Origin of the sequence: Vibrio sp. V10_P2A27P122, from assembly GCF_963874335.1 — a bacterium.
Lineage (GTDB): Bacteria > Pseudomonadota > Gammaproteobacteria > Enterobacterales > Vibrionaceae > Vibrio > Vibrio anguillarum.
Genome location: NZ_CAWNHY010000266.1, coordinates 47,252 through 59,489 on the forward strand (window position 1 = coordinate 47,252; position 12,238 = coordinate 59,489).

At 42.2% G+C, this 12,238-nt stretch carries 10 protein-coding genes and 1 pseudogene; 6 read left to right on the plus strand and 5 right to left on the minus strand.

Annotated features, from left to right (window positions below):
• Nucleotides 1-50: 50 nt before the first annotated feature.
• The gene (locus AACQ17_RS13705) at nt 51-1,022 is read right to left on the minus strand and encodes a ParB/RepB/Spo0J family partition protein (protein WP_017044943.1); all 972 of its coding nucleotides are present in this window, start codon (nt 1,020-1,022) and stop codon (nt 51-53) included.
• Between the two features lie 7 nt (nt 1,023-1,029).
• Complete coding sequence (locus AACQ17_RS13710; RefSeq protein ID WP_026027506.1) at nt 1,030-2,247, minus strand: ParA family protein; 1,218 nt, start codon at nt 2,245-2,247, stop codon at nt 1,030-1,032.
• Nucleotides 2,248-3,476: 1,229 nt separating this feature from the next.
• Here AACQ17_RS13710 and AACQ17_RS13715 point away from each other — a divergent pair.
• Nucleotides 3,477-5,453 carry a replication initiator protein RctB domain-containing protein gene (locus AACQ17_RS13715; protein WP_017043500.1) on the plus strand — a complete coding sequence of 659 codons (1,977 nt, stop codon included), beginning with the start codon at nt 3,477-3,479 and terminating at the stop codon, nt 5,451-5,453.
• Between the two features lie 178 nt (nt 5,454-5,631).
• On the opposite strand, the gene AACQ17_RS13720 is transcribed toward AACQ17_RS13715, so the two are convergent.
• Nucleotides 5,632-6,087 carry a transcriptional regulator gene (locus tag AACQ17_RS13720; protein WP_094147448.1) on the minus strand — a complete coding sequence of 152 codons (456 nt, stop codon included), beginning with the start codon at nt 6,085-6,087 and terminating at the stop codon, nt 5,632-5,634.
• 355 nt (nt 6,088-6,442) lie between these two features.
• Here AACQ17_RS13720 and AACQ17_RS13725 point away from each other — a divergent pair, with 355 nt between their 5' ends.
• The 5 genes from AACQ17_RS13725 (at nt 6,443) to AACQ17_RS13745 (ending at nt 10,544) form a co-directional block, all read left to right on the plus strand.
• Nucleotides 6,443-6,640: a PA3496 family putative envelope integrity protein gene (locus AACQ17_RS13725; RefSeq protein WP_017043498.1), complete on the plus strand. Its 198-nt coding sequence runs from the start codon at nt 6,443-6,445 to the stop codon at nt 6,638-6,640.
• A gap of 159 nt (nt 6,641-6,799) precedes the next feature.
• Nucleotides 6,800-7,009: a DUF3283 family protein gene (locus AACQ17_RS13730; protein ID WP_017046863.1), complete on the plus strand. Its 210-nt coding sequence runs from the start codon at nt 6,800-6,802 to the stop codon at nt 7,007-7,009.
• Between the two features lie 89 nt (nt 7,010-7,098).
• Nucleotides 7,099-7,815 carry a YebC/PmpR family DNA-binding transcriptional regulator gene (locus AACQ17_RS13735; RefSeq protein ID WP_017044945.1) on the plus strand — a complete coding sequence of 239 codons (717 nt, stop codon included), beginning with the start codon at nt 7,099-7,101 and terminating at the stop codon, nt 7,813-7,815.
• 167 nt (nt 7,816-7,982) lie between these two features.
• Nucleotides 7,983-8,846 carry an NAD(P)-dependent oxidoreductase gene (locus AACQ17_RS13740; protein ID WP_094147447.1) on the plus strand — a complete coding sequence of 288 codons (864 nt, stop codon included), beginning with the start codon at nt 7,983-7,985 and terminating at the stop codon, nt 8,844-8,846.
• A 462-nt stretch (nt 8,847-9,308) separates the two neighbouring features.
• Nucleotides 9,309-10,544 carry an aromatic amino acid transport family protein gene (locus AACQ17_RS13745; RefSeq protein ID WP_206211622.1) on the plus strand — a complete coding sequence of 412 codons (1,236 nt, stop codon included), beginning with the start codon at nt 9,309-9,311 and terminating at the stop codon, nt 10,542-10,544.
• Nucleotides 10,545-10,579: 35 nt separating this feature from the next.
• Here the strand turns inward: AACQ17_RS13745 and makE are convergent, their stop codons facing one another.
• Nucleotides 10,580-11,650 carry an alpha-pore-forming cytotoxin subunit MakE gene (makE, locus tag AACQ17_RS13750; RefSeq protein WP_094167636.1) on the minus strand — a complete coding sequence of 357 codons (1,071 nt, stop codon included), beginning with the start codon at nt 11,648-11,650 and terminating at the stop codon, nt 10,580-10,582.
• A 50-nt stretch (nt 11,651-11,700) separates the two neighbouring features.
• Nucleotides 11,701-12,238: pseudogene (gene makA, locus AACQ17_RS13755) on the minus strand (cytotoxin MakA); the annotation flags it as partial.

The following is a 12,238-nucleotide window of genomic DNA, read 5'->3' on the forward strand; positions in this document are numbered from 1 at the left end:
TACTAAAAAACCCGCCGTGGCGGGTTTTTTATTCTTTACATGATGGATGCTTAATCAAGCTTAGATTGGATAAAATCTAATATTTCTTGCACCGTAGCATCATCCACCTTTTTCAAATTAAGCGCTAAATTACTGCCTTTACGACTGTAACTTACGCGGCCTTTGATCAGATCAATTTTTACATGCTCAGTGCGCTTAGGTGGCAACAACTCTTGTATCCAAGACTCAATTGTCTCTGTGACTTCTTTCGTCAATCGGGCAACACCTTGTACGCTACTACGCTGCCAAACAAATCCATCTTCAGATTGACACTTTTCCAACAAATTTGCTTGTTGCTTTGCATCGAGTTCATTAAATTGTTTATGCAATTTAACTATGGTTGGACGACCTAATTCAACCACATTTGGATAAGCTTGCAACAGCTCAAGTGGCAAAGCCGCTGCTTTTAGAGCGCCACTTACTAGGGCCTCACTGCACTGAAATATCTTAGCTAAAGCTTTTTGGTCTTCCGCTTCACCGTTATCCAGCTTCGCTTGCATCTCTTTACCCTTCTCATAAAGAGAAAGCGGCTTGTGCGCGTTTGCCACATCCGAAAGAAACTTCGCATGTTCCGAGTTTATGTCTTCAGCAACATAAACCAAAAATTCTTTACCCGCCAAGATACAAGACATTCGACGACGGCTGCCATCAAGGACTTCAATTTTGCCCCCAGCGGTTTTACGACCAACCGCAGGATATTGCTGACCACGCTCACGTAATGTACTCAATACATCAGATAGAGCATGCTCATTCAGAAAAGCTTGTTCACGCGCATTCTGCGTAAAAACAATCGTCTTTTCCGCTACTTGCTCAGCGGGAATCCTGACCAGTTCGAAAGTGACTAACTCTTCTCCCGCAACCGCCAATTCGATGATTTGCGCTTGTTCTTTCGCTGCCGTTTGGGCTTCTTGCGGGGTGGTTGCACGTCGCTTATTCGCTTTACCAAACAGTTTCGCATTTAGTTCAGACGTTTTAATTGCCATGTTTTACTTACCCCTGATTTAGTGATGACCAATGACTGTGAAGCACTCGCTCAAGCTCCAGTGCACTTTTTTGCACAGCGTCTTGCGCAGTCGCTAGCGTCTTTTTACCACCTTCAAAATCGCTGGTGGTGAGATCAAAAACGGTGCTGTAGGTGTCAGCACAGGTTTCAAATGCTCGGCTACGCGGAATCGTCGCCATCATGACTTGATCACCCAACAGGTAATTCATTTCCGTTAATACCGAGACTTGCTTTTTATTATCATCTTCAAACATCGTCGGCATCAAACGTACAAATTCTAACCCTTTCCAATCTTCTGGAAACATTTCATAAACCGTAGGAAGGTGTTGAAAGAAATTGACGGTTGACGCCCAATCTAATCGCTTAGCCGCGCACGGGATCAGTAATGCATTGGAAGCATACATTGCATTCCATACCAATGGATCAACGTGTGGGCCAGTATCAATCATAATGATGTCAAAATCATCGCCAATCTTATCGATAAGTTTCTCTTTCAGCAGTCGAACAATATCAAGCGATTGGTTTTGCGAAAGATACTGCCACGCTTCTGCGTTAAACATTGCATCTTCAGGAAATGCAGAGATGGTTTTTAAATTGGGATATTGGGTTGGCAACATCACGTTCTTATGTAAGAACGCCTTGTCCACTTCAGTGTCTTCAGGCACGTTGTCTAACATAATATCAACGGCAGAATAGATATTACTGTGCTCTGATAAACTTATTTGCGGGTTGAGAAATAACCGTAATGAACCTTGCGGATCTAAGTCAATCAAGCAGATACGGTAACGCTGATCCAAATTCAGGGCGAGGCACGCGGCTAGATGGACAGCCGTCATTGATTTACCTGTCCCCCCCTTTTGGTTCTGAACATTGATGACCCAAGGCTTATGATCACCATGCTTTTTCCTTTGGTGGAACTTAGGCACACCAGCGGCATCCATGAGCATGTGGGCTTCCGCTAAAGAAATTGAATAGTGATTTGCATTGTTTTTAGTAAATTGATGGCCAGCTTGTTCCATTTTGGAAATGGCATCATCTAGCTTACGGCGTGTTAAGCCTGAACGAGTTTCCATTAGCGCTTTTGACATCGCTGGGAAATGGTCATCACTACGTTCTTCTAAAACAATTTCAATTCGGTCAGCTTGCACCTGTTGAGTTTGCTCGGCGAGCTGGTAGAGATTCGCTATGGTTTGTTCTCTTTTCATTGCCAAATTCCATAATAAGTACCTAACGCAGATTGTACAGCAAACAATTTAATACTCAACAAAAAGGTGAACATTCACTTTTAGATTAATATCACAATAAATAGAAAAACATATCGGAATTTAATGAATTGACCTCATTATGGTCATCATTTTTCCTTAAATAATGGGCAACTTAGTCCATTATTTATTTGAACATTAAAAATATTACAACGTAACTTATTTACATTGTAAATGAGCTTAAAATACCCGGAACGATTAGAGAAGCAGCATAATTTACGGTATGTGTCATTTGGAATGATGTTCCCCCTGCAGATCAATTAAATAATCGCAGAACATGAATAATAATAACTAGAGCGACAGGGCAGGGGAAACTTATCCTTTTCGTCAGGGTACCAGGACGCATGATCAAGGCTAACATGATGATCATGCGTCCGAAGAGATCCCTCGCCACAGGAACAATGATCAAGAGGAATTAGCGCCTTCCTTATCAGCAAATAATCAGAAAACAAATGGATCTTCATCGGATCAATGATCAAGTGTGATTTAAGCTCGGAAGCATGTAAAAATAGCGCATAATTACGGGTGATTGCAGATGGAGTAGGGGCTGAGCAAGATACCTAGTACATAACAAGTAAAATTTAAAACACACCAAATAACAAAACCTTCTTCAATACGCTCTTGATCATGCTTTCGACACACTCTCACTCCTTATAATAGAAGCTGTTAAAAGAGTTATTTGTCATTTCAATTCGTGTTTATGCCAAAATCGACTTTGAAAGAACATTTAATGCACTTCCTTGATCATCTTTCCAAAGAAAAACCAAGCCCATATTCTTCATCTAGCTCAAATAAAATAATCACTTCAACTCATCATGTGGATAAGTTGTGCATGAGCCATGATCATGCTTTAAGAAAGTGTTTGATCATTGATTCATTCGTCTGATGATCATCGTTCGGAATGTGATTGATCATGCTTTCTTCTCTACAATGATCATGTTTTCAGTTTTCTATGATCATGCTTCTGAAGGGGATTTTTTTTTATCCCTATAAAACAATCAATTAGGCTGCTCATTAAGGCCTGATCATTAGATCATATAAGCAATATAGATCAGAATAATCAAAAAGATCAGTTATTTAAAAGCAATAAGTTTTTCTTTATTTATGATCTCTTTTTCTTTATTCTATTGGAACTATAGCGATATTACGGCTAGTGTGATACGGATCTAATAATGAACGCAGACGAAAAAATATTGATCAAAGCACCAAGGAGCCACAAAGATGGGCATCTTTTTGAAGTTTCAGAAACTGCTGTTGATTGGGTTGATCAATACCAACATTTTAAAGGTGTTACCAAAAGTATCGTTGAACTTCTTAACCTGATCTCATTAAGAGGTTTCCGCAGCCAAGATGGGTTAGTCTCAACAACAGAGTTAATTGAAGCAACCGATGGCCAATTGACCAGAGCGGCTATTCAGCAACGGCTGCGTGCTGCAGTAAGTATTGGTTTATTTAAACAGATCCCGGTGAGATTTGAAGAAGGTTTAGCTGGCAAGACAATGCTGCATAAATTTGTTAACCCAAATAAGCTCATCTCTGTGCTTGGTTCAACCAGTCTGGTAACTGAATCAGTAAAACAGACAGAAAAACGCAAGCGTTCAAAAGCGCTGGCTCAAACTCAGGTCAATAAGCGTTTGTTGACAGAACATGGGCTAAATATTCCACCAGCGATGAAAGACGAAGCGGATCAGTTTGTGGTTTCACCCACCAATTGGGCTGGGATCATTGATCAAGCATTAGCTCCACCGAGAACTCGTAAAAGCTACCAGAAATCAATGGTGTCGATTTCTGGTACCCGTGCGATCATTGAAACTCGTTCTTCCAAAAATATCATGACAGTGGATGATCTAATGACACTGTTTGCACTGTTCACCTTAACGGTGCAATACCACGATCACCACCAAGAAGATTACCAACTTAATACCAAACACACACCGAATAAAACCCCATTGTACATTACTGATATTTTGTCGCTTCGCGGTAAAAAAGATAGTGGCCCAGCAAGAGATTCTATTCGCGATAGTATTGATCGGATTGAATTTACAGACTTCCAACTGCATGAGTTAACCGGCCGTTGGCTGAGTGAAAACATGCCAGAAGGATTTAAGAGTGATCGTTTTCGGTTCCTAGCAAGAACGATCACCGCTTCTGAAGAAGCGCCAACGGAAGGCGCTGATGGTGAAATTAGGATCAAACCTAATTTGTACATTTTGGTGTGGGAGCCTTCATTCTACGAAGAGTTACTCACTCGCGATTACTTTTTCTTGTTTCCACCAGAGATCCTAAAGCAACATACGTTGGTCTTCCAACTCTACTCCTATTTTCGCAGTCGCATGTCGCGTCGCCATACCGACAGCATGCTACTGAGTGAATTGAACCAAAAGTTGGCCCGTAATATCGAATGGCGTCGTTTTTCGATGGATCTTGTCCGTGAGCTAAAACGATTATCGGAAGGAAAGGGCAGCGATTCGTTATTTGTCGTGAATCTTTGGGGCTATCATTTGACGGTCACCACACTGGTGGATAAAGAAAAAGTGATGGATTACCAAGTCGATATTAAGTGCGATGTGGAAGAAGTCCTGCGCTACTCGCGCGCTCGTACCACCAATGCAGGCAAACGCAACATGGCTCCAACGTTGCCTAACCCACTGCGCAATGAGATGGTTTCTAAGCAAAAACTAGAAGAGCTTTCTGAGATCATTGATGGTGAATTTGAACCGATTCAACGTAAAGCACCGTCTCCAAAGGGTAAGCTAGGACGAAGAGTCAAGCAGCGCAAACACCTAGTAGAGATCAATGCCGATGAAATTACGATTACCTTATCTAAATATACCTCTCCAGAGGCCCTAGAACGCAGTATAACGGCGTTATCAGCAATGACTGGGCATCCACCATCCTCCATCAAGGAAGAGTGTACAGAGCTGATTGATAAGCTGGATTGGCTAAGGGTTGGAAATGAGGCGATCTCTTATGAGACGTTAAGTAAATTGATCGAGCTCTATAACACGAAAAACGAGAATAAACATTTATCGATCGAACGTTTGATCTCGGGTCTCGCAGTACGTCGCAAAGTGTGCAAGCAAGTGTACGAGGGGCATTTAGATGAATCCGTATTCCGGGCACTTGATGAAGTCGCTATTGGTATTTAAAACCAATTTACAACACAACCTTGACATGTAGCTGACATTTTGTTTTAGAAGGTTCGTTAGTATAGAAAACGAATAGACAACCTTTTGTCCTATCTGATGAATTAATAGATTGGCTCATATATGTTTTTAGCGAGTTATATAACTCGCTATTTTTTTATCTGTTGATCCCTGCAATCAATTAATACCCTCGCTTTATACCTTGATCATCGTTCCACGCGTAATATGCAAGAAATCGAGCATGAGCATCAATTAAACTTCGGGATAAGGCCTCATCAACGTGCTGTTGGTTGAGATGCTCCAAACTCAGTACCATCAACTGCTGCATCCGTTTTATACACCAAGATTTTAACTCAAGTTCACTACTCGGCTCCGAGACACAACGCTGAAAACGAGCGTAAGCAAGCTGCAGATATTGGAAGGCAAGCTCACCGTCAATGAGCTTGTAGTACTCATATTGGCGCAGGCAAGCATCAAGCCAACAAGCAATTGCTTTACTTTGATCATCACTTAGATCCGGCCCCCAGATCTCCTGTGGAGCATTAAGGATCAGAGGTTGTAATTGAGCCACCTGGTCATAGCGCTTGTTCAGATGCCATTGATGGATCTCGGTTAACCAGTCGTGAAGCTTACACATCGCGTCTTACCTACAACTTTAAATGCATTAACTACAGTCTGGTGCATTTCAAGCTTATTTGCCAAACAGAAATGGGGAACCATGTGCTAAAAATCAGCACATTGAAAGAGCGTGGGGTAGGGGGGACTGCGATAGTATGCAACAGAATAAAATGAGCGCTAAAACGCTTGAATTCATGTACGCAGTATTTAAATTTAGCCTCGTCTAGCAAGGTTGGCAAAGTAATATTAATAGTTTTAAAAATAAGGTTTCTAAACCATCGCCAAAATCACAATATGGACGAAATATGCTTAACAAATCAAATGTCGTTTGCTACAGATTACATGTCCCTTACGTGGTTTGTTCGGAGGTAACAATGTCCATAAATTCTATTGACCATGACGAAATGACTGATATTGCAAATAAGTGGGACTTCACGGAAGAAGTAGAAACTCAAAAACCAGTTAAAAACCTTAAATCAGCCGAAGCTCGCCGTCGTATTGAAGCATTAAGAGAGATTCGAGAAAGTGGTTTAACCATTGAAGAAGCGAAGGAGCTAGGCATACTTCACTGACGAGTTCTCACCATTAATCCCCTGAGGGTGGCGCATAGCCACCCTTTATATTTTCCAATTTTCTTGATTTCATACCGATAAATTGCACATTTATGCTCTTAATTTTCCTATGTCCTATGCTATATTTCGTGCCACGTATTTACCGATCTAGGCTAACTCATGTCCTTCAACCTATCTTTACTTGCCGCTGAAGAGAAAAACAAAGTAGAGCTCGATAAACAAGCGTCCTTTCTTGTTTGGAAACTCAAGCAAGGAAAAGCAGGGCCTGAAGCGATCACTCAGCAGCAGTCTAAAATTGCCAGTGAGGCCGAAAAAGAGTGGTTTTTACAATCGGTGAACAAATACAAAAGAGTGATGGGTGTTGCGTAGCATTCATGTCTTTGCTAAGTGGAAAATTGAAATGATCCCACTTTTTGCTAAAATCCCTCGCGTTAAATTGAATTAGAGAGATCATCCCTATGGGAAGAAGTTTTGAAGTGCGCAAAGCCTCAATGGCGAAAACTCAAGGCGCAAAAATTAAAGTCTATTCCAAATACGGTAAAGAAATTTACATGTGTGCGAAAAATGGTGGTTCGGACCCTGACATGAACTTGTCTTTGCGCCACCTGATCACAAAAGCGAAGAAAGACCAAGTTCCAGGCCACGTTATTGATAAAGCGCTAGATAAAGCCAGTGGTGGTGGTGGTGAAGACTACCAACCTGCTCGTTACGAAGGTTTTGGCCCTGGCGGCGCAAGTGTTATCGTTGACTGCTTAACAGATAACGGCAACCGTACGTTCCAAGATGTGCGTCAATGCTTTGTTAAAACGGGTGCGAAAATTGGTACTCCAGGTACCGTATCACACATGTTTGATCACCAAGCGGTATTTCAGTTCAAAGGGGATGATGAAGATTCTATCCTTGAAGCACTGATGATGGATGATGTCGATGTGACGGATGTTGAACTGGAAGATGGTGTGATCACTGTATTTGCACCTAACACTGAATTCTTCAAAGTGAAAACATCGCTAAATAATCAGTTCCCTGATTTGACTATCGATGTGGAAGAAATCACATTCGTTCCACAAACACACACACCGGTCACGGGCGAAGAGGCGGAGAAATTCCAGAAGTTCCTCGACATGCTAGATGACTGTGATGATGTACAGCAGGTTTACCATAACGCTGAGCTGTAATAGAGCGAATTAATGAGAAGCCGAGTGATTGACTCGGCTTTTTTTTATCTGTGCATTGCTAACCGTGGTCTTATTCATAGAGAATGACGCAAGGATACATACAGCCCACACTCAGTTACGTGTGTTCGTCCGTTTGGGCTGCTGGGTAATAATAAAAGGAGAAGTTAATGAAAGTCAGTTTTATTGGATTAGGGGTTATGGGATACCCTATGGCTGGGCATCTAAAAAACGCAGGATTTGATGTTAGCGTCTACAACCGCACTCAAGCTAAAGCGCAGCAGTGGGCGCAGCAGTATCATGGGCATGCAGCGCAAACAGTCGCAGAGTGCGTGCAAGATGCCGATGTGGTTTTAACCTGCGTTGGCAATGATGATGATGTCCGTAGCATGACGACCAGTGACGGCGGCGCGATAGGGGCGATGAAACGCGGCGCAATTTTGATTGATCACACCACCACATCGGCACTGTTAGCCGAAGAGCTGGCGTCTGCGGCTCATAAAGCGGGCATTCGCTTTATGGATGCTCCTGTTTCTGGTGGCCAAGCAGGGGCTGAAAATGGTGTGCTAACCATTATGTGTGGTGGAGATGCCGAACTGTTTGAGCAGCTGCAACCTGTATTTCGTGCTTATGGCAAGTCATCGGTGCTGATGGGGAAAGCAGGGCAAGGACAACGCGCAAAAATGGTCAATCAAATTTGCATTGCTGGCGTATTAAATGGCCTGTCGGAAGGATTGATCTTAGCGGAAAAGTCAGGGTTAGATATTGGCGTTTTGGTTGATTGTTTGAAAAATGGAGCCGCAGGTTCATGGCAGATGGAAAACCGCGCTGTGAACATGTCAATAGGTAAATTTGATTACGGCTTTGCCATTGATTGGATGATCAAAGACTTGGGCTTTTGTTTGGATGAAGCGCAACGAAACGATCTAAAATTACCGATGACAGAAAAAACTTATCATGCTTACCAAGCCTTGTCTGAGCAAGGTGAGGGAAGAATGGATACTTCTATCCTTATCAAAGCCGTTAATTCATAAATATCACAGCTCAGAGATAGACTCAATTGGCCCTATTTAGGGCCATTTACACTGTAAACCTATAAATCGATTCCTATTTATCTTCTGGCCCCGCATACCTACAGTGTCTATCTGTGTGCCTCTTTTTGAAAAACAATTGTATAAAACCATGATCGCCTACCGATTAGGGAGGACAAATGTCCTTCATTTTTGTTTGCTGTGCGTGACTGTGCTGGATAAATCGTCAACTAATTACATTTACTGAAAAATCTTAAAATTTGGTTTTTAGTTTCAATGAAGTTACATAAAGCCAGTTTAATATGCTGTTAATTCGGTGTTTTCATGGTTTTCAATCCAAGCCAAGTCCCTTGATTATAGTGATTATGACCAAGGTCTCAAAATGATCATAATGATTAATAGGAGTAGGATTCGCGACATTATTATTTTTATATAAGTGAAAAAGCAGTGAAAGACACTAAGGAAATGGCTCATTTTAGTCATGTTCAGATTTCCAATTGGACTAAACACGACACCTATTGGCTACTCAGTTTATTTGGTACGGCCGTTGGGGCTGGCATTCTATTTTTGCCAATCAACATTGGGTTAGGTGGTTTCTGGCCATTAGTGTTAATGGTCTTACTCGCTTTTCCGATGACTTATCTCTCTCATCGTGGTCTTGCTCGTTTTGTTCTCTCATCGCGCCGTCCTAATGCCGATTTTACCGACGTTGTTGAAGAACACTTTGGCCAAAGGGCTGGTCGCTTGATCTCTTTGCTGTATTTCCTCTCTATTTTCCCAATCTTACTGATTTACGGTGTAGGTCTAACTAACACGGTTGATAGCTTTTTGGTTAATCAAGCGCAGATGGTCGCTCCCCCTCGGGTGCTACTTTCTGGTGGCTTAGTCTTTGCGTTAATTGCCATTATGCTGGGTGGCGAGAAGATCATGTTGCGCGCTTTTGCTGTTATGGTTTATCCATTGGCGGCTATTTTATTATTTCTCTCGCTCTATTTGATCCCGTATTGGTCAGTGCCGTCATTAGTCTTGCCGCAAACGAGTGATTTCTTACACACAGTGTGGTTAGCCATTCCTGTCGTGGTGTTTTCTTTTAGCCACGCAGCGGCGATCTCAAGTTTTGCCAATGTTCAACGTCGTCATTATGGCGCGCTAGCGGATAAAAAATCAGAGCAGATTCTGCGTTACACCAGTCTTGTATTGATTCTGTTTGTCTTGTTATTCGTGTTCTCTTGCGTATTGGCTTTATCACCAGAGGCATTGCAAGAAGCAAAAGTGCAAAATATTTCAGTGCTGACTTACCTTGCCAATGTCACAGATAATCCCTTTATCGCCACACTAGGCCCTTTAGTGGCGTTTATTGCCATTACCTCTTCCTTTTTAGGGCATTTCCTTGGTGCGCGAGAAAGCCTGACTGGATTGCTGTGTAAAAACTTTGGCCTGTCACTGCGTTTTGCTGGGCGACTCACCATTGCGATTTTGTTTGTCACGATTTGGATTGTCGCGATACTCAACCCCAGCATTCTGGGAATGATGGAAGCGTTTTCAGGCCCCGTGATCGCTATGATTCTGTTTATTATGCCGATGATTGCTGTATTCAAAGTGCCATCGCTGGCGAAGTATCAACAGCAGATGAGTACACCCTTTGTCATGGCAATAGGGTTATTGGCGGTATCGGCATTGCTTTATAACTTGCTCAATTAAATCAGCCATTGGCTCCGTCACTGGAGCCAAATCAATTACTTGATTTGAGCTTTTGTTATTTGAGGTTGTGCATTATTGAGCGTTGATGCTACCTCCAGAATATCTTGCCACTCATTGTAAGCTGATTGGTACCAAACTTGCTCCAGAATGACCGCTTGTGAATCTTGTGAATCTTGTGCTTTGGTAAGGTTAGAAACGACGTTGTTGGTTTCATTGTATAAACTGAGCACCGTGGTTTGTAGTGTATCTAAGGATCGGCTGATCGCCGCACAATCGTTGTTAACTTGATCGACACTTAGCAATAGGGCATTGAGAGACGCGACTTGTTGTTGATCTTGAGAGAGCGTTTGTTGATCGTGGTTGATGGTATTTAAAGATGATTGGATATCGCTTTGCAGGCTAGATATTTCACTTTGTGCTTCTACAAGAGAGCTAACACCAAACCCTGCCAATATCAAAGAACCTCCCAGTGTAAACGGAGCAAGCACCACGCCAAAAATCGTTTCAAATATCCCTTTCTTACGCTGCGATTGAGCATTCGCAATGGCGGTTTTAAATGCTGCTATCTGCTGTTTCATTAGATCAATTTGGGCGTTAGTGGCGATAATTTCTGCTTGGATGGAAACTTCTTCTTGCTGGATCTGTGCAATAGTTTGTTGCAATGTGTTATGAGCATCTTCCACTTGGCGAGCCCAAGCATTCAATCCCTCATCATAACGTTTTATATTTGATGTAAGACTTTGAATCGGATTTTGTAATGTTAAGATTAATGAAGTGAGCTGCTGTAGTTGGTCGGTATCAAAACGGGTTTCTAGTGCTTTGAATAAGGTTAAAATTTGAACATTAGAATCTTTGAATGTATTCGCAATGGAAAGAACACTGTCCATAATGTCATTTGAAAAATATAAATTACCACTCAAACGCCATTGTCGTACCAGTTTTTGCACCGCATTTAAATTTTGTTCTACCTGAGCATACCAATGTTCTGCATTGCCTTGATCAATATAAGTTTCAACAACGCCTTGGCATGCAGAATTTAGTAACACCATAGCGCTAATAGATGCAGGAATGTCGGTTTGAAGTTGCTCGCTGGCTGATTGATTCATGATGGTCCTCGAAAAAGAATAAAAGGGGGCGTAACCCCCCTTAGTAATGTTTAAGCTGCTTGTTTTACTGCAGGTGCTAACTCTTTCGTTTCGATAGCTATTTTTGCGCTAGCTAGCTGTTTAGCAAGTTCAACCGCATCATCCCATTCATTTTTCGCTGCGTCAGACATCACTTTTTCCATAATAATGCTCTGCATGGATGCACCATTATTAAGCTTGGTTACTACATCATCTAACTCGTTACCAAAGACTGTCCACGTCGTTTCAAAATCAGATAATACTGATGTCGATGTTTCAATCGCTGAAACGACGGCGCTACTGGCATTGGAAAGCCCCTGTAAAGCGATAATCTGTTGTTGATCTTCAGCTTTTTGCTTTTGTTCTTGCGCGATGCTGTCGTAGTCATCATCAATTTGATTTTGTAATACGCCCCACGTAACGCCACCAGCAATAATCGATGCCGCGCCGACGGCTGCGATACCGCCGGAGACTACAGCTGCGGTGCCAGCGGTTGCGACGGTAAGCGCAACGCCTGCGACGAGCATAAAGATACCAACACCAACCGCAACTTGTGCATAGACTAGATCC

Excerpts from the sequence above, each read along its gene's own strand:
- AACQ17_RS13735 (WP_017044945.1), top strand. The coding sequence starts at position 7,099 with ATGGGAAGAAGTTTTGAAGTGCGCAAAGCCTCAATGGCGAAAACTCAA.
- AACQ17_RS13745 (WP_206211622.1), top strand. The coding sequence starts at position 9,309 with ATGGCTCATTTTAGTCATGTTCAGATTTCCAATTGGACTAAACACGAC.
- AACQ17_RS13740 (WP_094147447.1), top strand. The coding sequence starts at position 7,983 with ATGAAAGTCAGTTTTATTGGATTAGGGGTTATGGGATACCCTATGGCT.
- AACQ17_RS13725 (WP_017043498.1), top strand. The coding sequence starts at position 6,443 with ATGTCCATAAATTCTATTGACCATGACGAAATGACTGATATTGCAAAT.
- AACQ17_RS13730 (WP_017046863.1), top strand. The coding sequence starts at position 6,800 with ATGTCCTTCAACCTATCTTTACTTGCCGCTGAAGAGAAAAACAAAGTA.
- AACQ17_RS13705 (WP_017044943.1), bottom strand. The coding sequence starts at position 1,022 with ATGGCAATTAAAACGTCTGAACTAAATGCGAAACTGTTTGGTAAAGCG.
- AACQ17_RS13720 (WP_094147448.1), bottom strand. The coding sequence starts at position 6,087 with ATGTGTAAGCTTCACGACTGGTTAACCGAGATCCATCAATGGCATCTG.
- AACQ17_RS13710 (WP_026027506.1), bottom strand. The coding sequence starts at position 2,247 with ATGAAAAGAGAACAAACCATAGCGAATCTCTACCAGCTCGCCGAGCAA.
- AACQ17_RS13715 (WP_017043500.1), top strand. The coding sequence starts at position 3,477 with ATGAACGCAGACGAAAAAATATTGATCAAAGCACCAAGGAGCCACAAA.
- makE (WP_094167636.1), bottom strand. The coding sequence starts at position 11,650 with ATGAATCAATCAGCCAGCGAGCAACTTCAAACCGACATTCCTGCATCT.